We start from the raw sequence: 21,695 nt of genomic DNA, 5'->3' as shown, positions 1-21,695 counted from the left end.
ATTTTTAAATGAGGTGATAAATTTATGTATAATCCACATCTTGAAACATTTTTAATTGTGGCAGATTCAAGTAGTTTTTCAAAAGCATCGCAAAAGTTATTCATTTCACCTACAGCAGTAATAAAACAAATTAATCTGCTTGAAAATGAAATTGGTTTTCCACTATTTTATAGAGACAATAAAGGAATAACTTTAACAGATGCTGGAAAGTCATTTTATAATGATGTGACTTATCTAGTTCAATACGTAAAGGATTCTATTGCAAGAGCAAAGAGTGTCGAGAAAAAAAACAGTCATGCAATAAGATTGGGAACTTCGATAATGACACCATGTCAATTTCTTTTAAGAGTATGGAATTCTGTACAACAATATTGTCCAGAAATAAAGTTTGAACTTATTTCATTTGAAAATACTGCTGAAAATGCTAGAGAGATACTAAATAATCTTGGAAAGAATATTGATATAGTCGCCAATATCTATGACAATAATTTTTTAAAGGAAAATCATTGCAACGCTTTAGAACTAACTAAGGAATCAATTTGTGTTGCTGTACCAATGTATCATCCTTTGGCTCAAAAAGATATAATTGATATTAAAGATTTATATGGGGAAAATTTGATGTTAATTCGTCAGGGCTGGAATAGTTATATCGATTGTTTACGAGACGATCTTTTGAAATATCATTCAAGAATAAATATTATTGATTTTCAATTTTATGATATCGATATATTTAATTATTGTGAAAGCAGTGGTAATTTACTTATGGCGATAGGAAATTGGCGTAATATCCATCCTTTGTTAAAGGTTATCCCAGTAAATTGGGATTATACTATTCCTTTTGGAATTATGTATTCTCTTGAACCTTCAAAAGATGTAAAAAAATTTATTAAGAATATTAAAAAGGTCTATCAAAATTAGTTTTAAGTACGAAAAATATAGATTAAAAAAATCATAAACAATAAATTTATCAACAAGGTTAAAAATCATAACGGGTTTTATAGAAATTTAAATTATGTATTTATGGTTAATAAAGACAAATATATAGAAATAGAGGTAATTATGAAGAAAAAAATAGGAAATTTATTTTTAATAACAACTATGGTGTTAGGTAGTAGTGCTAATATAGTATCTAATGTTTTTGCACAAGATGTTCTTAGCGAAGGAGATGTTGTATTGGGAAATACAACAGATTATGATAGCACAGGAAAATTTGCAGTAAACAGCTTAGAAGCTATGAAAAGTGCTGAACCTGGTTATTATTTTGATGTTGTAGATCCAGATGATTCTGCTAAACAAATGCGTATTACAAAATTACAACATGATATTTATCATATTGATGAATGTACAGCAGCTTATATAGCGGATGGTCCTACTAATAACGGTGCTTCTATCTACTTAGTTATTGGCGATAATCGTGCAGATATTATTGATGGAGGAAATGGAGAAGACTATAGTAGTCATTTTAGCGATAATATATTAAAAGAAATTTTTGATACATTAGCTCTAAATGGAATTACTTCAGCTGTTATTACTCATAGTCATGGTGATCATACAGGACTATTTCGTGACGAAACTAAAAATGGCTATAAAGTATTAGGACAGGATGTTGTTATTAAAATTCATAAAGATGATTTATCTTCCTTAGCATCAGTAATTAGAGATGGTGAATGTAAAATTGAGACTTTTGAAAATAATGATAAAATTTCTGTTGGGAATCGGACTCTTACTGTTTATGGATTAAAAGCCCATACTGAGGGATCTTGTGCATTATTAGATGAAGAAGATCATGTTTTATTTAGTGGTGATGCATTAGGATCAGGTACAGTTTGGTTACAATCTGATGAAAATCAGTTAGTAGATTTAAAAAAAGGAGTAGATGAGTTAGTTGAGATAGTAAAAGATATGCCCGATTTAGCTTGTTATACAGGTCATAGATGGCAGGAAGCAAAAGGCGATGCTCATTCTAATGGTATAGCGGTACAAGAAGTCGGATTACAGCATATACTTGAATATCAAGCATTATTAAATAATATTGCTGCAGATAATTATGAAATCAATGCCGATTTTATTCCGGCTGGAGGAAATAGTGATTATGCTGCAATTTATTCATTAGATGCTGATTTAAATAATGATGGATATTATCCTGGAATATATGTAAGAAGTATTGCTGCAATTAAAAAACTTCAAGAAGAAACAGGTAGTAGTGAAAGAGCATTAAATAGTATTATTATTCCAAGATATGAAGCTGATGGGACTAAAACACAACAGCACATATCAACTACATTAAAATCACATCTATCAGTCAAAGATATAAATAAAATAAAAGATGCCGAAAATAATACAATAACTGTAGATGTACAATTAGTAGGTGTTAATCTAGTATCAGAATATAAAAATTGTGTTGGCGAACCAGGAACAAGTTATTATAATATGTTAAGCTATTATGCAAATGTGTTACAAGTAAAAGAATTAGTTGATAAAAATGAAGGTTATACAATTATTGATAGTAAAGGTAACATGGTTGATGCCACATATGTCAATGAATTAGTCGGTTTGTTAAAACAAATTAATGATTTTGATCCAACTACAGATTTACAATATGATTGGGATTCTGCTTATGATACAGAAGCGTTTGCTACTGAAACATATCGAGGTGGAACAGATGTTATAGCTACCAGTAAAGAAGGAAATGTAACTTTAAAATTTCATATAGATGCTCATGGATGGTGGGGATACGATATAGGAATGCATGATTCCATCACAGGTGTAGTTATGGGATATGATGCTGATTATGCATACCAAAATCAACATGATTTAACGACACAGTATGGTAATTTCTTTGTTATTAAAATGAAGGAAGATGATGCTGGAACATGGTATATGCTTAGAAATACAGATTTAGAAAATCCGATGATTTATGTAAGTAAAGATGGAAAAGAAGCATTTATGATCGATGTTGATTTTTATGGACAAAATGTATTAAATAGGGTTATAAAAAGTGTTATTGGTGATAAATGTGAATCATTAAAGATATTCTGTACTCATAATCATCTTGATCATTGTGATAATCTTGCTATTATTGCTCAGGATGAAAGATTAAAAGAAATTACAACAATGTATTGGCCAGAAAATGAACCACATGCGACACTTAATGGAATTGATGTTGTTGCAGCATTTCCTATTAAAACATTGTCAGATATGGAGAAATTTACAGTAGCTGGGGTTGAGTTCCAATTTATTGAAATTCCTAATGAACATACTCCAGGAGGCGGACAGTTAGCGGATCTAACTCATAAAGTAATTTATAGTGGTGATTCTTTAGGCGCTCAAATCCAGTATGGGGGAACTAATTTTTATATGTCAAATGCTCAAAATTGGTTATTAGGAGCTCAAAAAGCAGCTAATTACATTGTTGAAAATGAAATAAGATATAATATTGGCGGACATACACCATATTTAAATAATCCTGAGTATGCAACATGGGTTGCTACAGCGATACAATATGCTTATGATCAAATTCAAGCTGATTCATCATGGAGTGGAGGTTTAGTAATTGTAGAAAATGGTGAAGTAGTATCGGCTCAAAGGGCAGCCCAATTACAGAGTGAAGGTTTAACTGATCGAGAGGTACTTAATGTATGCTCAATTACTTTTAGAAATAATTTAACGACTGCATATGATATAATTGAGGGTCAAGATGGTACTTGGATAAAGGGAAGCTCTAATGGAATCAATATAACAAGTAATGGTGAAAAAAATAATTTTACCACATTATTAGTTGATAATGTTGTAGTTAGCAAAGATAATTATGTAGTTGCTGAAGATGCAATGAGTATTATTCTTAATGCTGAATATTTAAAAACATTAGATGAAGGAAAACATAATGTAATGCTACAATTTACTAACGGTATTGCTAAAACATCAATTATGATAGAAGCTAATAAAACAGCATTATCAATTGCTATTGAAATGGCTGAAAAAGCAAATTTGGAAAATGTTGTACCAGTTGTAGTAACTGAATTCAACGAAGCTTTAGCAAACGCAAGAGAAGTATATGCAAAAACTAATGCCACTCAAAGTGAAGTAGATAGTGCTTTTGCTCGACTAGCAAGTGCAATGCAGATGTTGGAATTCTATCAAGGTGACAAAACAGCATTACAAAAACAAGTAGATCAAATCAATGACTTAGATGAAAGCAAATACATCGAATCATCATGGTCTGATATGTTAGCTGTATTGGAAAAAGCAAATGATGTATTGGTTGATGTTAATGCAATGCAGGATGAAGTAGATGAAGTATATAGTGAATTAGTAAAAGCCTTCTTGAACTTGAGACTAAAACCAAATAAAGATTTATTGAATGATTTAATTAATAAGGCTCAAGGTTTAAATGCGGCTAGTTATACAACTCAGACATGGAATGTATTGCAAGAAACATTAAATGGTGTCCAAGCAGTATTAGATGATCCAGAAGCTACAGAAGCAGAAGTAGAAGCAGCTGTAACAGCATTGAATAGTGCAATTGAAGGACTAGCAGTTGATTCAAAAGTACCTGTAATAAACGGAGATGTAACAAGCAAGACAGTAAAATCAGGAGATACAATTGTAAGTATCAAGACTGGAGATACAACAAGTTTAGGTTATTCGTTAGCAGGTTTAGTATTAACTTCAATGGTATTAGCAGCAAACAAAAAAAGAAAGAAATAATTTTTAAAATTTGTAATATGAATTGTGTAAGTCAAGATGAGATACTCTTGACTACACAGTTTATAGTATTGAGGAAATCTTTATAGTCCAAATTTATTATTTTATTCCAAAATACTAAATATTAGAATCATAATGGGATAAAATAATTAATAAAACTGTTATGTATATATAGAAGCTTATTTCATTTATTTATGTAAAAAATAGATAATGAAATTGTACGTATTTATGTTTGAATTTATATAACCAGATATATAAAAGGGGAGAATTTTGGATGGAAATAATTTATAATAACATAAAAAAAGCAATATGTTTTATCTTAGCATGGGTATTATTATTTTCATGTTTTATTTTAGATGTTTCAGCGTGCGAGAACATCGATGGAGCAATCGAATATATTGAATCTAATGATGTATTATATAAAATAGAAAAACACGATAATGAGACCATTATTACTAATTTAATCGCAAATGAAGTCACAAAAATAGTTCAGACTGGGGAATTTGCTTGTTTTATTAGTTTATCTAATGGAGAATTTCATTCTATTGATCTAAAAGATAACTATTTATATTTTGATAACGAAATAAAAGTTGCAAAAATAGAAAAATATGTAGAAGAAATTCAACCATTTGGGATGAATGGACCATGGTATTATGCATACACTATAAAATGTTCAAGTACTTATGATAAACAAGGGCGAGAAATTGTTACTAATATTATAGGCTATATTCCGTATTTAGGAGTAACATCTTCGGTAATTTCGCTAATTGTTTCTGCAGTAGGAGGAAATAATCAAAAAGAAGTGTATTTTAAAATAGATACTTATCATGATGATTCATACAGATATTTAAGAGATCATATTACAGTTTATAAGAATTCTGATTATACTGGGTCAACGGGATCTTACTGGACAAACGCTAGAGCGAGTGTGTAGAGAAAGGAAATATTATGAAAGAAGTTCATTTGAGTAGCAAGACTTTGTTATATATTTTTTTTGTTAATTTGTTATCGCTAGCGTTTTTTTATTTATCTGGAAAAAGGATAGACTCCACGAAAAATATTAATTGGTATTATATGGGATTGGGTATTGCAATGCAATTTCAAATTTTATGGATCTTATTGAAAAACAGGCATAAAAAATAAGATGATGGAGGCAAATATGACGAAAGAAGTTCGTTTGAGTACTAAAAATCTAATAAACATTTATTTTCATAATTTATTATCAATCGGATGTTTTTATGTTTTTGGAAAAAATTTTGATCCTATAACCCATATTAATTGGAGTTTTGCAATATTGGGTATTGCAATGCAGCTTCAAATCTTACGAATCTTATTGAAAAACAGATATTTAAAAGATCGATAAATATTGTTTTAGTAAAAATCTGTTAGTAAGTTTATAAATTATAGTGGAATAAATAATATTTTAAGTCTATAAAGAAATAAGAAAGTATGGTTATTATCTTTAAACCATACTTTTTATCGTTATACTAATTGATCTGGTTGAATCTAAGATGAATCTTATAGCATAAACTAGTTATCTGTATTATAATAAATAAAATAATGTTTATAGGAGGTGTAAAAATGAATTCCAGTGCTTATAAATTAAGTTATACAAAATTGAATGATAGTAAAGTGTTTAGAGATGCAGTTCATAATTATATTCATGTAGACCAGCCGGTTTTATTAGAATTGATTAATTCTAAGGAAATGCAGCGGTTACGAAGAATAAAACAATTAGGGGGTACGCATCAAGTATATCAAAGTGCGGAACACTCGAGATTTTGTCATTCATTAGGTGTTTATTTTATCGTGCGTAAAATGATTTTTAATAGTGAAATAGGTGATTATATAAATGATTATGATAAATTGACAGTTATGTGTGCTGCTTTATTGCATGATCTTGGTCATGGGCCATTTTCACACTGTTTTGAAGAGGCTTTCGGATATAATCATGAAGAATATACGATTAAGATTATCAATAATGATAGTGAAGTACATCATATTTTAGAAAATTTTGAACCAGGGTTTTCTAAAAAAGTGAGCAGTGTGATAGCAAAAACGCATCCAAATAAAATTTTGATTCAAATGATTTCTAGTCAATTAGATGCTGATAGAATGGATTATTTACTTAGAGATTCATATTTTACGGGAACTACTTATGGACATTTTGATTTATATCGGATTTTAAGGGTCATGAAAGTGTTTAATAATAAAATTGTTTATAAAGCTTCTGGTGTTCAGGCGATTGAAAACTATATTTTAGCTAGGTATCATATGTATTGGCAGGTTTATTATCATCCAACTTCAAGAAGTTATGAACAATTGTTGATTAGTATATTTAGAAGAATGAAAGACCTTTATCTTGATGGATATGATTTTGGAGAGATTCGTTATTTAGAGCCTTTTTTAAAAGGAAAAGTAAATGTAGTTGATTATATAAATTTAGATGAAAATATCGTATTATATTATTTTAGATTTTTGAGTGAAGGAAAAGATAAAATATTGGCAGATTTATGTAATCGTTTTTTAAATCGAAAATTGTTTATATATCGTGATTTAAATAATAGTGATGAAAAGTTAAAGATGAGGGATCGATATGCCAAAAAAGGCTATGATCCCCGCTACTATGTTGTTAGCGATGACCAAAGCCAGATTCCATATTTGTATTATGATAATGATGAAACAGAAGCAATTGAGATCTTAATAAATCATCAAACTAAAGCTTTACCAGAAGTATCAGAAATTGTTGGAGCAATAATTAATTCTAAAAAGAATAAAATAGATCATAAAATATTTTATCCTGAATCATAAGATTCAGGATTACGTTTTTTTAAACCAGTAAACAACACCATTTTCATCAAAATCCCCAGTTAAGGGATTAATAGCAATTTCTTGGATATTTTTAGAAGGCTGGTACCAGGTAGCTTCTTTAGTTTCATTAGTATAATTCAAAACATCAACGACTGTCTTTTTAGCAACCGTTTTATCGTTTGTAGTTTCCATTTTGCGATTATCATCATATCCCACCCAGCTGGCAACTAGAATGTTAGGATTGTATGCAACTGCAAGATTATCAAAATCAGTGCTGCCTGTTTTACAGGCATTAATATTATCTAGCTGATAGGCTGCCATTGTCGCTTGTAAATAAGTACTAAATACACTGTTAAAACTTCCTGTCAAAAGCTGCGATAAAACTAAACAGCTATCTTGATTCAACATCTTTTCATTTTTGGATTTATGCTGGTAAAGAACATCACCATTATTATTAGTTATTTTTTCTATTGTATAAAGATGATTATAAATTCCTTCACTGGCAATGGTATTATACATGTTAGCTAGATTATAAATGTTCGTATTGACAGTACCTAAAGCTAGGGAAGCATTAGTTTTAACATTTTCAATACCAAATTTTTTAATTAATGTTGCAAGATTTTCGGTACCTAGAAATAAGTGAGTCTTAACTGCAAAAATATTATCAGATACAGCTAGAGCTTGAGCTAAAGTAATGTCTTTGTATGCATACTTATCATTATAATTACTAGGACTATAAGTACTATTATCTTCGAGTTTAAAAGTCGTTGGTTCATCTAGAAATGTAGTTGCTGGGGTAAAACCATTTTCTAGTGCAAGATAGTATAACAAAGGTTTTACAGTGCTGCCGATTTGTCGATTAGATTTAGTGGCGCGATTAAATTGTGAGCTTGAATAATCTTTTCCGCCAATCAAAGCTAGAATTTTACTTGTATAAGGTTCTACAACAATACTAGATGTTTCAACCTCACTATCTTTAGTATAATCTTTAGCACTTTTTTCAAGTATATTTTGATAATCTTGATTAAAAGTAGTATAGACATTTAATCCCTGATTTAAATAGGTATTGTTGTAATAACCTAGTTCTTCAAGTTCATCAATAACTGTGTCTTTATAAAAATTGTTAGCGAGATTTTCATCTACTTTGTGTTCAGAGGCTAAGTTAAGATCACTTTTTAACACTTTTTCTTTTTGCTCATTAGTTATTTTATGACAATCAATCAAAGCATCTAAAACAATTGCTTGTCTTTTGCGAGCGGCTTCTTGATCATTGAGAGGCGAATAGTAAGTAGGACCGTTAACGACCCCCGCCAACATACTACTTTCATTTAGATCTAGATCTTTGGCGCTTTTACCATAAAAGTATTGAGCAGCATTTTCAATTCCATAAATACCATGACCGAAATAAACATTATTTACATATCCTTCTAATATTTCATCTTTACTTAAATGAGTTTCTAACTGCATTGTTAAGAAAGCTTCTTTCAATTTTCTGGACCATGATTTTTCATTAGTTAAGTACAGTAAACGAGCATACTGCTGGGTGATGGTACTAGCTCCTTGAGATTTTTTTTGATTTGTAAGATTAACTTTAATAGCCCGCATAATACCAATGGGATCAAAGCCACGATGTTTATAAAAACGTTGATCTTCAATAGCAACGATACTATCTTTAAAATAACTGCTCACGTTATCTAACGTGACATAATGACCAGCATAATCATTAATTGACTGATAATAAATTTCTTGATCATTATCATATAATTTTAAATAACGATTTTTATTTAAATCAGGTTCTCCCATTGAATAAGCAATGATATATAAGGATAAAAGAATACCTGTAAGACTTGCTAAAATAGTTATTAGTATTTTTATTAATTTTTTCATTATCTCACCAAAAGTATTCTTGACGAATTTGTGTTATAATATGCACGGTGATATAATGAAAAAGTTAATTAAGATCAAATATCGAAATATTTTTAAATATGAAGATCATCAAGAAGTTATTAAATTTGATGAAAATGGTTATTTAGAAGAATTTAATGGTTATAAAGCTATTAGTTTTGTAAAAGATAGACAAATTAAAGTAGAAATCAAAACAAATGAAATAGTTTTACATAATGGTAAAGGTATTTTACACCTTGTTTTAAATGAAGATGTTTTAAATGATTATCAAACAGATTACGGAGTAATTTCTTTAAAGACAAGGCTTATTCATTATGAGACGGGTAACACTATTAAGATAAAGTATGAATTGTATGAGGGATTAAATTTAGTTAGTCAAGTTTATATGATGATATCTTATTCAGTATTGGAGAATTAAAATGAAATTATTAAAGTTTTTATCTAATCGCATAGTTATATCATTTATTTTAATTGTAATTCAAATGATATGGGTGGCACTGTTTGTACATTTTCTTTTTATTGATTCAAGGACATTACGCTGGTTATTTACGATTTTAAGTGTATTTGTGACGTTATATATTATTAACAATGATAATGATGATCCAGGATATAAGATTATTTGGCTGATACCGATTTTATCTTTTCCGGTTTTTGGTGGTTTGTTGTATATTGTGTTTGGAAATAAAAAACCAACAAAGGGATTACAGGAAGCTTTTAATAATCAAAATGAAGCTATTAAACCTTATATTTATTTTAATGATGTAAAAGATAAAATAGATGATCCTATTGTTAAAGGACAAGTGAATTATTTGGTGAATGAAAAATTTCCCATTTATAATAATAGTGAAATTAAATATTATTCACTAGGTGATGATGCTTACCCGGATTTATTAGAAGAATTAAGCAAAGCAAAACATTTTATTTTTATGGAATATTTTATTGTTGAAGAAGGAAAAATGTTTAATACGGTTTTAAATATTTTGAAGCAAAAAGTTAAAGAAGGTGTTGAAGTACGTTTTATGTACGATGATGTGGGTTCTTTGACGATGCTGCCGTTTAAATATTATCAACAATTAGAAAGCTATGGAATAAAATGTATTGCTTTTAATCATTTTGTACCCTTTATTTCAGCAGTGATGAATACCCGTGATCATCGCAAGATTACCGTTATCGATGGAAATGTTGGCTTTAGTGGCGGATTTAATTTAGCTGATGAATATATCAATGTTCGTGTTAAATATGGGCATTGGAAAGATACGGGGGTAATGATTCGTGGTGAAGCGGTATGGAATCTAACCTTGATGTTTTTAACGACCTGGAATGCTTCTTTAAATACATATGAGGATTATGATAAATATCATCCTCGTCATTATCCACTTGAATCAGTAAAAGCAACAGGTTTTGTTTTACCATATGGAGATTCACCGCTTGATAATAAACCAGTAGGGAAAAATGTCTATTTGAATATGATAAATCAAGCACAAAAATATATATATATTGATACACCATATTTGATTATTAATGATGAGTTGAAAAACGCTCTTTGTTTAGCAGTACAACGTGGTGTTGATGTAAGGATAGTAACACCTGGAGTGCCAGATAAAAAGCTAGTATTTAAAGTAACTCGTTCTTATTATGAGCCACTGGTCAATGAAGGTGTCAAAATCTATGAATATACGCCGGGATTCATTCATGCTAAAAATTTTGTTTGTGATGATAAAGTGGCAACGGTAGGAACAATAAATTTGGATTATCGTAGTCTGTATTTACATTTCGAATGTGGAGTTTATATTTATAATGCTTCAGTTATTAATGATATCAAGCAGGATTTTTTAAAAACAATAGCACTAGGAAAAGAAATGACTATAGCTGATGTTAAACGGGGGCGCTTTAGAGGCTGGTTAGAGGCGATACTGAGATTATTTGCACCACTATTGTAGAGCTTTTATTTTATAGATTTTAATAGATAAAGTATTTAGATAAATTGTTTTAAAAACATTGACTTCATGCGGGTTTAATGGTAATTTAATTAAGATATGTGGTAAAAACGTAAGGAGGACAATAATGGCAATCAATAAGATAGAAACGACCTTAAAAAGTGCGTTGAAAAATGCGATAATAGCATGTGGATTTGTAGAAGAATATGATCAGGAAAATATTATAATTGAGATTCCTAAAGATAAAGCACATGGCGATTATTCAACAAATTTAGCGATGCAGTTAACAAAGTTATTAAAAAGAAATCCACGTGAAATTGCTAATGCAATAGTAGAGTCATTAGATAGAGAAACAGCCAATATTGAAAAAATAGAGATCGCAGGACCAGGGTTTATAAATTTATTTTTAGCTAAAGATGCAATGACGTCTGTCATTAAAGAAGTATTAGAAGAAAAAGATAACTATGGTAAAAGCAATTATGGTAATGGAATAAAATATAATGTTGAATTTGTTTCAGCAAATCCAACTGGTGATTTACACTTAGGTCATGCTAAAGGTGCTGCAGTAGGTGATAGTATTTGTCGAATCATGAGTGCGGCTGGTTATGATGTAACACGTGAATATTATATAAATGATGCTGGAAATCAAATTCATAATTTAGCATTATCTTTATATGCACGTTATAAACAAGCTTTTAATCAAGATGCGATAATGCCAGAAGATGGTTATCATGGAAAAGATATAATTGATATTGCAAATAAAATGAAAGAAGTTGATGGTGATAAGTATTTAAATTTACCAGAAGATGAGGCAATTTCATTTTTTAGAGCTAAAGGAACTGAGTATGAATTACAAAAAATCAAAGATATTTTAAATGAGTTTAGAGTTTCGTTTGATGTATGGTTTTCAGAAACTTCTTTGTATGAAGAAAATAAAGTTGTACCAACGATCGAGAAATTAAAACAAGCTGGATATACTTATGAAGAAGATGGCGCTTTATGGTTTAAATCAACTGAATTTGGTGATGATAAAGATCGGGTTTTAATTAAAAGAGATGGATCATATACTTATTTAACCCCTGATATTGCATATCATTTAAATAAATTAGACCGTGGCTATGAATATTTAGTTGATTTATTAGGAGCTGATCATCATGGATATATTAATCGAATGAAGGCTGCGATCCAGGCTCTTGGATATAATGCTGATCAATTAAACATTGATATTATTCAAATGGTGAGAATGATGAATGATGGAGAACCAGTTAAAATGTCAAAAAGAACTGGTAATGCTGTAACGATAAAAGACTTAATTGAAGAAATCGGAGTTGATGCAACACGCTATTTCTTTGTCTCTAAAGCAGCTAATACGCCATTTGATTTTGATATTGCTTTAGCTAAATCAAAATCAAATGAAAATCCGGTGTACTATGCTCAATATGCGCATGCTAGAATGTGTTCAATTAAAGTACAGGCGGCTAAAACTAATATTGTTTATAGCGACAAATTTGATTTATTAGTTAATGATAAAGAAATTGAATTAGTTAAACATATTAATGAATTTAAAAACGTAATTATTGATGGAGCGATAAATCGAGCACCACACAAAATTGCTAATTATATTCAAAGATTAGCACAATTATTTCATAGTTTTTATAATGAATGCTATGTTATTGATGAAAATAATCTTGAATTAAGTGGACAAAGATTGGCATTAGTGGAGGCTACAAGAATTACAATGGCTAATGCTTTGAATTTAATTGGGGTAAGTGCTCCAGAAAAAATGTAGGAGGATCGTTAAAATGGATAGCATGAATAAATATTATAATATGTCTATGGTTGATGTTGCATATGAATTAATGTCTAAAAAGAGATCGGCAGTTAATTTCTATAAATTATGGGAAGAAGTTTGTCAAATGAAGAAATTTGATGAAATAGAAAAAGATGATAAAGAATCATTATTCTATACTAATATTACTTTAGATGGTCGCTTTATCACTGTAGGTGAAAATAATTGGGATTTAAGAAGTCGTCATAAATTTAGTGATGTTCATATCGATATGAATGATATCTATGCTGATGATGAAGAAGATGTATCTGAAGAACCAGAAGAAGATGTAGATTCAACAATTGAAGATGATTATAATTAAGCAAGACTTAGGTTTTGCTTTTTTATAGGTAAAGAGAAATGATCAGAAAAGTAACTGTAGATGATTATGAAGCAATCGCTAAATTACTAATTAAAACATTTAGAGCTTTTCCCTGGAACGAAGAGTGGGATTATTATCAAGCACTTCAAAGAGTAAAACAATTAGATGATGGTAAATATACAAGATGCTATGTTTATTTGATAAATAATAAAATAGTAGGGGTTATGTGTGGAAAAATAGTTACTTATGTTGAAGATGTAGTGTTAATGATTGAAGATTTTTATGTTGATCTAGATTATCAAAGGATGGGGATTGGTGGTAAAATGTTAACTTTACTTGAAAAAGAAATAAATGAAGTTGATAGTTTTATGTTATTGACAGGAAAAGGTTTTTATAGTGTTGATTTTTATCAAAAAAATGGGTTCGTGATACAGGATGATGTTGTCTTTATGAGTAAAAAAATACATTGACAAAGTTTTTATAAAATTTTATTATACAGATAAGTTATAGAAGGGAAATATGATATGTTAAGTCGGTTTAAAGGAATAAAACTAAGATGGTATCATTTTATTATTTTTTGGTTACCAGGCGGTATTTTTTGGTTATCTTGTTTATTGGCATATCAGTGTAGAAATACAAAGATAATATAAAAGACATCAAATTTGATGTCTTTTATATTATCTCATCAATTAAACCATATTTTAATGCTTCATCTGGTTCTAAAAAATAGTCACGATCAGTATCTATAATTATTTTATTTAATGGTTGATTTGTATTTTGGCTTAAGATTTTATTTAACTTTTCTTTTTGTTTTAAAATACGCTTGGCATTAATTTCAATATCGCTCGCCTGTCCTTCAAAAGCTCCTAAGGGCTGATGGATCATGATTTCACTATTAGGAAGGCTACAGCGTTTTCCTTTAGAACCGGAACTAAGTAAAAAAGCAGCCATGCTTGCAGCCATTCCAATGACAATAGTAGAAACATCACATTTAATAAAATTCATGGTATCATAAATAGCCATTCCCGCGTTAATACTGCCTCCAGGTGAGTTAATGTACATAAAAATATCAGCACTGTTATCAATGGATTCTAAATATAATAATTGACCAACAATACTGCTAGCCATTTTATCATCAATGGTACCAGTTAATAAAATAATTCGATCTTCTAAAAGTCGTGAATAGATATCATAAGCATATTCACGTTGATTTGTTTTTTCGATTACAGTAGGAATTAAATGCATTATCTTACCTCCATATTTAAGTATAGTGATTTAAATAATAATTATTCATTTTATCTTTTATTTAATCGAAATGAAATCAGTTATATTTTTGATTTTAATTAAGACAAAATTTAATTTTTAATTATTTTTTTTAATGAAACCCATTTCATTAGTTGCTTTTCTTTAATTTCTGGAATATAATATGTTCATAAAGAACATTCAAGGAGGAATATAAAGAATGGCAGTAAAAGTAGCAATTAATGGATTTGGACGTATTGGACGTCTTGCATTCAGACAAATGTTTGGTGCTGAAGGATATGAAGTTGTAGCAATCAACGATTTAACTGATCCAAAAATGTTAGCACATTTATTAAAATATGATTCAGCACAAGGTAAATATGCATTAGCTGATACAGTTTCAGCTGGTGAAGGATCTATTACTGTAGACGGTAAAGAAATTAAAATTTATGCAGAAGCAGATGCTTCAAAATTACCTTGGGGTGAATTAGGAGTAGACGTAGTATTAGAATGTACTGGTTTCTATACTTCTAAAGCTAAATCTCAAGCTCATATTGATGCAGGAGCTAAAAAAGTTGTTATCTCTGCACCAGCAGGAAATGACTTACCAACAGTTGTATTTGGTGTAAACGAAGGTGTTTTAACTGCTGATGATACTATTATCTCTGCAGCTTCTTGTACAACTAACTGTTTAGCACCTATGGCTAATGCTTTAAATAAATTAGCACCAATCAAATCTGGTATCATGTTAACAGTACATGCTTATACTGGAGATCAAATGGTATTAGATGGACCTCATAGAAAAGGTGATTTAAGAAGAGCTCGTGCAGCTGCAGTAAATATTGTACCTAACTCAACTGGTGCAGCAAAAGCTATTGGATTAGTAATCCCAGAATTAAATGGAAAATTAATTGGTTCAGCTCAACGTGTACCAGTTCCTACTGGATCAACTACAATCTTAACTTCAGTTGTTGAAGGTGAAGTTACAGTTGATGAAGTAAATGCAGCTATGAAAGCAGCAACAACTCCATCATTTGGATACACTGAAGAACAATTAGTATCTTCTGATATTATCGGAATTACTTACGGATCATTATTTGATGCAACTCAAACTATGGTTAAACCATTAGATAATGGAACTACTGAAGTTCAAACTGTTGCATGGTATGATAATGAAAATTCATATACTTCTAACATGGTTAGAACAATCAAATATTTTGCTGAATTAACAAAATAATTAATTGAAACTTAATGCAAAGACTAGTCATTGACTAGTCTTTTTCGTTATTTAATATAAGTTTTATATGTGATTTGAGATTGAAATTACAAAATTCATTTATTTTACCATGATGAATAAGACTTGATATGACGCTAAAAATGTGATGGACACCAAAATAAAAGGTGTCCTTTTTTATACGATAAAAGCGTTAAATACAAATCTCAAGATATTTATGCGGATGTGAAATTATTAAACTGGAAGCTATTGTTCCAATGCTTTCTTTAAATCCAAAACAAATTGTGTCTGTTGCTTTTTTAGATAAAATTTTACAAATGGCTTCATAAACCATTTTTTTGGAATCACATTTTCTGTGAAATCTATTTGTGTTTCATTTCCTTTGGAAGTAAAAATACCAATCCAATGTCCTTTCATATTATTGTTTTCCATATCAAACTCCCATCGTTTATGTGGTTCTACAAATGTAACAGTAAAAGAAGTAGCATATCCCTCTTTAGTATATTCAATAAATTTATTCTTATCTATTATTTCTGTTTTACTTAAATCGCTTCGCCATATACTATATTTATCAATATCTAAAACAATTTCCCAAACTTTATAAATATCGCTGTCAAGAATACATTTTATATTTGAAGTTGCCATTTTTACACTTCCTTTCAAATTTTAGTTTCGCTATAAACTGAAATTTGCTTATAATACTTTTTCAAGAAATAAATGCTCTTTGTGAGCTATGGTATTACCTATTTTCATAGAAGCTGTCGCAATAACTTGAAAACCTAATTTCTTATATAGTGATACTGCAGGGATGTTTTGACTTCCAGTATCAAGCCTCAATACTTTACAAGAATTATTCTTTGCCATTTCCATAGCATGACGCATAAGAGATGATGCAATTCCATTCCCTGCCATACTTGGGCGAACTATAAGCAAGTGAATAACCATTACTTCATCATCTATTAAAGTTTGTCCCCAGATAATTCCTGCGTATTCTGTCGGCTGCACATTGTCTATAATTATACTACCTGCAATACTGCCTGCTTTTTCATACACATATAATGCCCCAACACTTATGGCTCTTTCAGCATCTTTTCTGGTTGGATATATCCCCTTTTTAAATACCGTAAATGCTTTATACTCAATCTCGTGCTTAAAATGCTCATTATAAATATCTTCGATCTGTTCAATATCATTGAATGTTGCTTTTCTAATCATATAATGTAACCCTTCAAATCTCAATTTTTTTATTTTTCCATATTCACATTATAACAGTTCCATATATTTGCAACAATAAAAATCTAATCTGCCCGCTTATTTATTAAATCCTAAAAAGCCAACAAGGGAGGTATAAAATTGTGTATCTCTTGTTTTTGTTGATACGCTTCGATTATTTTATTCTGGTTTCAAAATTAATTTTATCATTTTCGGATGAATTTCTCTCTTTAGTTTTTCATTAATCTGTATTACCCTTTTAGAGTAGTAAAACGGGTGTAAGATAAGTGTCATAGTGTTGTTTAGTATCTTATATTAATTAAATATAATAATTAAGTTAATAAATAATTAAAAACAGTTAAGCTAATTTGAGATTATCTGTATAAATATTATATTTTCAAAGAATTTGAAATTACAAAATTCATTTATTTTACCACGATGAATGAGACTTGATATGACGCTAAAAATGTGATGGACACCAAAACAAAAGGTGTTTTTTTATAAAAAAGTATACTTACTTATTTATGTGTCATGTATAAATAGCATAATTTTATATTAAAATGTTAAATAAGATGATAGCTGTTTGTAGCATTATTATATGATTATATAAAATTATAAGAATGGTTTAGATAAAATTAAATTTAAAAAATAAACAATTTATAAAGATAAAAATTTGTAAAAAAAACAAAAAAGAAGTTTTATTGGCAACTATAGCTTTAAAAATAGCTTATTTTTGTTTATAAAACATAATGAATTCTTTTTATATTGAAAAGCTTTATTTGTAAGCGCTATACTTTGGGTAAAGGAGGAAGAGTAAAGGACAAAATTTAAAGAGAGAGAAAGATAGTTATTAAAAGAAAGGAGAAATTATGAAAAAATTATTATCAATCATTGCTTCATTAGCAATGGTATTTTCAACTGTAAGTTATGTATTTGCAGTTGAAAACGAATCTCAACCAGGATATACAATTTCTAGAAATGTAAGTTTTCCTGAATCTGATGCACAATATCAAGTTAGATTTACATATAAAACTGATCAAGATTTAGAAAGTGTTAACTTAGTTGGTGGATTCCAATTTTATTCTCAAGAACAAGTCTCACAATATCAAAACGGTGAGAGAATTGTAGCTTACAATGCATATCAATATAAAGATGGTATGTTTCCAACTGGATATGATGTCATGACTTCTGGTCAAAGTATTGCTTATGCAATGACTGAAGAGTATAACGGAACTTGGTCAGTAGTTATTCCTGTACCAGCTGGAGAATGGTTCTATTCATTTGATATTAATGATGGAACAACAACTACTAGAGTTAAAGATCCAACAAATATGCCATTAGATAATGATGGTAGTGATAGTGGATGGAGTTTATTATTTGTAGGAAATAGTGATGAAGCTTTAGATGGGCAAGAATGGATTTTCCCAAGAACTGATGGCCAAGTAGGGGAAACTACTTATGTAAATTATACAGCATCTACAGGTACACAACAGCCATTAGGAATTTATTTACCATATGGATATGATTCATCAAAAACATATAAAACATTATATTTATCTCATGGTGGTGGTGGAAATGAAGTTGAATGGCACGAAATTGGTGCAGCAGACAACATCATGGACAACTTAATTGCCGCAGGTGAAGTAGATCCAAATACAATTGTAGTAACAATGGACAATTCATATTTTGGATGGAATTATACAAGAATTAAACAAAACTTAATGGAAAATATTATTCCATATATGGAAGAAAATTATAGCGTTTCACATGATGCAAGAGATCGTGCTTTTGCAGGATTATCAGCAGGTGGGATGACAGCATCATCAGTATATTCAACGTTAGCTGGTGAATTTGGATATTTTGGTATTTGGTCATATAATGTAACTGTAGATGTACCAAATGTAGAAAATTTTGATTATCCAACATTAATGTTAGGATATGGACATTTTGATTTTGGAAGATCAACATATCCAAGATTTATTGCAAGCCTTGAGGCTGCAGGTGCAGATTATGAGTATTTTGAAATCAATGGTGCTCATGACTGGGGTGTATGGCGTAATCTATTCTCTAAATTTGTAAAAGACTTTTTATGGGAAGATGAAGATAAGCCAGCAAATCCTGGTGAAATTGATACACCTGAAGAAGTGTATCAACCAGGAGTTACTGTTGTAGAAGATGAAGAATCATCATCAGGATATACAGCACATTTTGTTTATGATGTAAATAACGATTCTAGAATTAGTGTTCCAGAAGGTACAACAATTACTGGTGTTCAAGTTGTTGGATCATTTAGATTATTATCTGGTGATGCACCAATGTCTGAAAATTCAGATCATGGTTTAGATGCATATCAAAATGGTGATTTCTGTGCCAATGTTCACCCACGTACACGTGATACAGGAAGTGGTATATGGGGAGCTGAATGGACATTTGATATGACATTAAATGAGGAAACTGGTAATTATGAATTGGATATTCCAATGATCAGTGGAGCTCATTATTATTACTATCAAATTAGTTTTGATAATCGAAGAAGTGTAACGATTGATGATCCATTTAATTTATCACCATGTCGTGAAAACGAAGCTAACAGTAATTCAGATACAGGTGATATTACTCATAGTATAGTTTATGGAAAATGGGATCCTGTAAAACAATCAGAATCACCAAATTTAGATTACCTTACACCATATGAAGGTGATAATAAAGGAACTTTAGAATATGTAGAATATGAAGGATTATTGGCAGATGATCAGGATTTAGGAATTTATTTACCAGCAAACTATGATCCTGATAGAGCTGAACCATATCGTGTAATTTATTTATCACATGGAGCTGGTGGAAATGAAACATACTGGTTCTCACAACCACAAGCAACAAATGCAATGGATCATTTAATTGCAGAAAATCCAGATCAAGAAGCAATCGTTGTTGGTATGGACAATACATTATTCGGTTGGAATTATGGACGTATTGCAGATAATGTAATTAATTATATAATTCCATATATGGAAGCAAATTATAACGTGTCAACAAATCCAAATGATCGTGCTTTTGCAGGATTCTCAATGGGAGCAATGACAACAACATATATGGCATTCCATCATGCTGATAGTTTTGGATATTTTGGAATTTTCTCAGGATGTAATATTGGAAATGCAACATTCAAAGATGGATTTGTATATAGTTCAAGTGGATTCAATAGAGATGGAGCAGCATATCTAGAAGAAGTATATGCTAATATCGAACCATCAGAAGATTTATTAAATTCAGTAGTATTTACAATGGCAGGGGATTCAGATACAGCATTGTTTGCTAATGGATTTGGATATTATGGAGCATATGAAACAATAAGAGACTGGTGTGAATTAGCTATGCCAGAAGAGAACTTTGTAGATGGAGGATTAGTACATGGTTCACATGATATTTATACATGGGGACAATGTGTTTATACATTTGCAAAAGATATATGCTGGACAAAAGAAGATAATCCAGTAGTAGATGCTGATAAAACAGCATTAGAAATCGCTGTAGAAGTAGCACAAAATGTAAGTGATGAACAATTAGAAAAAGTTGTACCAGTAGTAGCAAATGAATTTAATGCAGCTTTAGTAGAAGCTCAAGAAGTTTTAGCTGATAATAGTGCTAGTCAAGCACAAGTTGATAATGCATTTGCTCGTTTAGCTAATGTAATGCAAATGTTAGATTTCATCAAAGGAGATAAAACAGCATTACAGGCATTTGTAAATAGTGTAAGTGATTTAGATGCAAACTTATATACAGATATTACATGGAATGAATTTGCAACAGCATTAGAAAATGCAAACAATGTATTGGTTGATGAAAATGCAATGCAGGATGAAGTAAATGAAGTATATGATGCAGTTGTAAGAGCATATTTAGACTTAAGATTAAAACCAAGCAAAGACTTATTAAACAGTTTAATAAATAGAGCTCAAAGTCTAAATGCAGCTAATTATAGCATGGCAGCATGGCAAGTAGTAGAAGATGCATTATTAAATGCCCAGGCAACAATAGCAAATGAAAATGCAACCGAAGAAGAAGTTGCAGCAGCTGTAGAAGCAATGGAAAGTGCGTTAGCAGGATTATTAGTAACAAATCCAGAAAATAGTGTAGAAGCTGATGTAGCAAACACAGTAGTAAAAGCAGGAGATACAACAGCAAGTATCAAGACAGGAGATAGTGCAAGTTTAGGATATTCACTAGCAGGATTAGCAGTAGCTTCAATGGTATTAGTTGCAAATAAAAAAAGAAAAGCACATAAATAAGACTTTGAATATAGATTAATGAATGAGAACGAGTAAATAATTATTTTACAGTTTCATAAAACAAAAGAGCGCTCAAGTGAGCGTTTTTTGGGAGTGTAAAATAAAGTGTGTAAGTAAGTAATATGTGTTATATTACTGCTACACACTTTTCTTATTATCAAAATTAAAAATATGGAGGTTAATGAAATATGGCAAGAATAAAAAGAGATCC

Annotated in this window: 16 protein-coding genes; 12 read left to right on the top strand and 4 right to left on the bottom strand. The window is 30.0% G+C overall.

What is annotated here, in order from left to right:
* The first annotated feature begins 24 nt into the window (after nt 1-24).
* From OC535_RS05840 to OC535_RS05820, 5 genes are all read left to right on the top strand, one after another.
* Nucleotides 25-918: a LysR family transcriptional regulator gene (locus OC535_RS05840; protein ID WP_024722108.1), complete on the top strand. Its 894-nt coding sequence runs from the start codon at nt 25-27 to the stop codon at nt 916-918.
* 141 nt (nt 919-1,059) lie between these two features.
* Nucleotides 1,060-4,707 (top strand): MBL fold metallo-hydrolase, encoded by a 3,648-nt coding sequence (locus OC535_RS05835; RefSeq protein ID WP_498823392.1) that lies wholly within the window; start codon nt 1,060-1,062, stop codon nt 4,705-4,707.
* A gap of 271 nt (nt 4,708-4,978) precedes the next feature.
* A complete protein-coding gene (locus OC535_RS05830; RefSeq protein ID WP_024722061.1) occupies nt 4,979-5,638 on the top strand; it encodes a hypothetical protein in 660 nt (219 codons plus the stop codon).
* Nucleotides 5,639-5,863: 225 nt separating this feature from the next.
* The gene (locus OC535_RS05825; RefSeq protein WP_027088455.1) at nt 5,864-6,067 is read left to right on the top strand and encodes a hypothetical protein; all 204 of its coding nucleotides are present in this window, start codon (nt 5,864-5,866) and stop codon (nt 6,065-6,067) included.
* Nucleotides 6,068-6,285: 218 nt separating this feature from the next.
* Nucleotides 6,286-7,515 carry an HD domain-containing protein gene (locus OC535_RS05820; protein ID WP_498823391.1) on the top strand — a complete coding sequence of 410 codons (1,230 nt, stop codon included), beginning with the start codon at nt 6,286-6,288 and terminating at the stop codon, nt 7,513-7,515.
* Between the two features lie 9 nt (nt 7,516-7,524).
* Here the strand turns inward: OC535_RS05820 and OC535_RS05815 are convergent, their stop codons facing one another.
* The gene (locus OC535_RS05815; protein ID WP_498823390.1) at nt 7,525-9,402 is read right to left on the bottom strand and encodes a transglycosylase domain-containing protein; all 1,878 of its coding nucleotides are present in this window, start codon (nt 9,400-9,402) and stop codon (nt 7,525-7,527) included.
* Between the two features lie 55 nt (nt 9,403-9,457).
* Here OC535_RS05815 and OC535_RS05810 point away from each other — a divergent pair, with 55 nt between their 5' ends.
* The 5 genes from OC535_RS05810 to OC535_RS05790 all read left to right on the top strand — a co-directional run bounded on the left by OC535_RS05810 (nt 9,458) and on the right by OC535_RS05790 (nt 13,977).
* Entirely contained in the window at nt 9,458-9,838 is a 381-nt protein-coding gene (locus OC535_RS05810; RefSeq protein ID WP_227053535.1) for a YwiB family protein, read from the top strand.
* Between the two features lies 1 nt (nt 9,839).
* Nucleotides 9,840-11,360 carry a cardiolipin synthase gene (gene cls, locus OC535_RS05805; RefSeq protein WP_024722057.1) on the top strand — a complete coding sequence of 507 codons (1,521 nt, stop codon included), beginning with the start codon at nt 9,840-9,842 and terminating at the stop codon, nt 11,358-11,360.
* Nucleotides 11,361-11,484: 124 nt separating this feature from the next.
* Complete coding sequence (gene argS / locus OC535_RS05800; protein WP_024722056.1) at nt 11,485-13,146, top strand: arginine--tRNA ligase; 1,662 nt, start codon at nt 11,485-11,487, stop codon at nt 13,144-13,146.
* 13 nt (nt 13,147-13,159) lie between these two features.
* Entirely contained in the window at nt 13,160-13,507 is a 348-nt protein-coding gene (gene rpoE, locus OC535_RS05795) for a DNA-directed RNA polymerase subunit delta (RefSeq protein WP_024722055.1), read from the top strand.
* 38 nt (nt 13,508-13,545) lie between these two features.
* A complete protein-coding gene (locus tag OC535_RS05790) occupies nt 13,546-13,977 on the top strand; it encodes a GNAT family N-acetyltransferase (protein WP_227053537.1) in 432 nt (143 codons plus the stop codon).
* A gap of 202 nt (nt 13,978-14,179) precedes the next feature.
* Here the strand turns inward: OC535_RS05790 and OC535_RS05785 are convergent, their stop codons facing one another.
* Complete coding sequence (locus OC535_RS05785; protein ID WP_498823388.1) at nt 14,180-14,752, bottom strand: ATP-dependent Clp protease proteolytic subunit; 573 nt, start codon at nt 14,750-14,752, stop codon at nt 14,180-14,182.
* Between the two features lie 217 nt (nt 14,753-14,969).
* Between OC535_RS05785 and gap the strand changes: the two genes are divergently transcribed.
* Nucleotides 14,970-15,986, top strand: coding sequence for a type I glyceraldehyde-3-phosphate dehydrogenase (gene gap, locus OC535_RS05780; protein ID WP_024722054.1), 1,017 nt, complete (start codon nt 14,970-14,972; stop codon nt 15,984-15,986).
* Nucleotides 15,987-16,229: 243 nt separating this feature from the next.
* Here the strand turns inward: gap and OC535_RS05775 are convergent, their stop codons facing one another.
* The gene (locus tag OC535_RS05775; RefSeq protein ID WP_227052513.1) at nt 16,230-16,628 is read right to left on the bottom strand and encodes an SRPBCC family protein; all 399 of its coding nucleotides are present in this window, start codon (nt 16,626-16,628) and stop codon (nt 16,230-16,232) included.
* A 48-nt stretch (nt 16,629-16,676) separates the two neighbouring features.
* Nucleotides 16,677-17,198, bottom strand: coding sequence for a GNAT family N-acetyltransferase (locus OC535_RS05770; protein ID WP_498823387.1), 522 nt, complete (start codon nt 17,196-17,198; stop codon nt 16,677-16,679).
* A gap of 866 nt (nt 17,199-18,064) precedes the next feature.
* Here OC535_RS05770 and OC535_RS05765 point away from each other — a divergent pair.
* Nucleotides 18,065-21,484, top strand: coding sequence for an alpha/beta hydrolase (locus tag OC535_RS05765; protein WP_498823386.1), 3,420 nt, complete (start codon nt 18,065-18,067; stop codon nt 21,482-21,484).
* Nucleotides 21,485-21,695: the final 211 nt, after the last annotated feature.

The sequence above is a fragment of the Clostridium sp. Marseille-Q5894 genome, from assembly GCF_946902305.1.
Lineage (GTDB): Bacteria > Bacillota_I > Bacilli_A > Erysipelotrichales > Coprobacillaceae > Thomasclavelia.
This window is presented reverse-complemented; position numbering and strand designations above follow the sequence as displayed.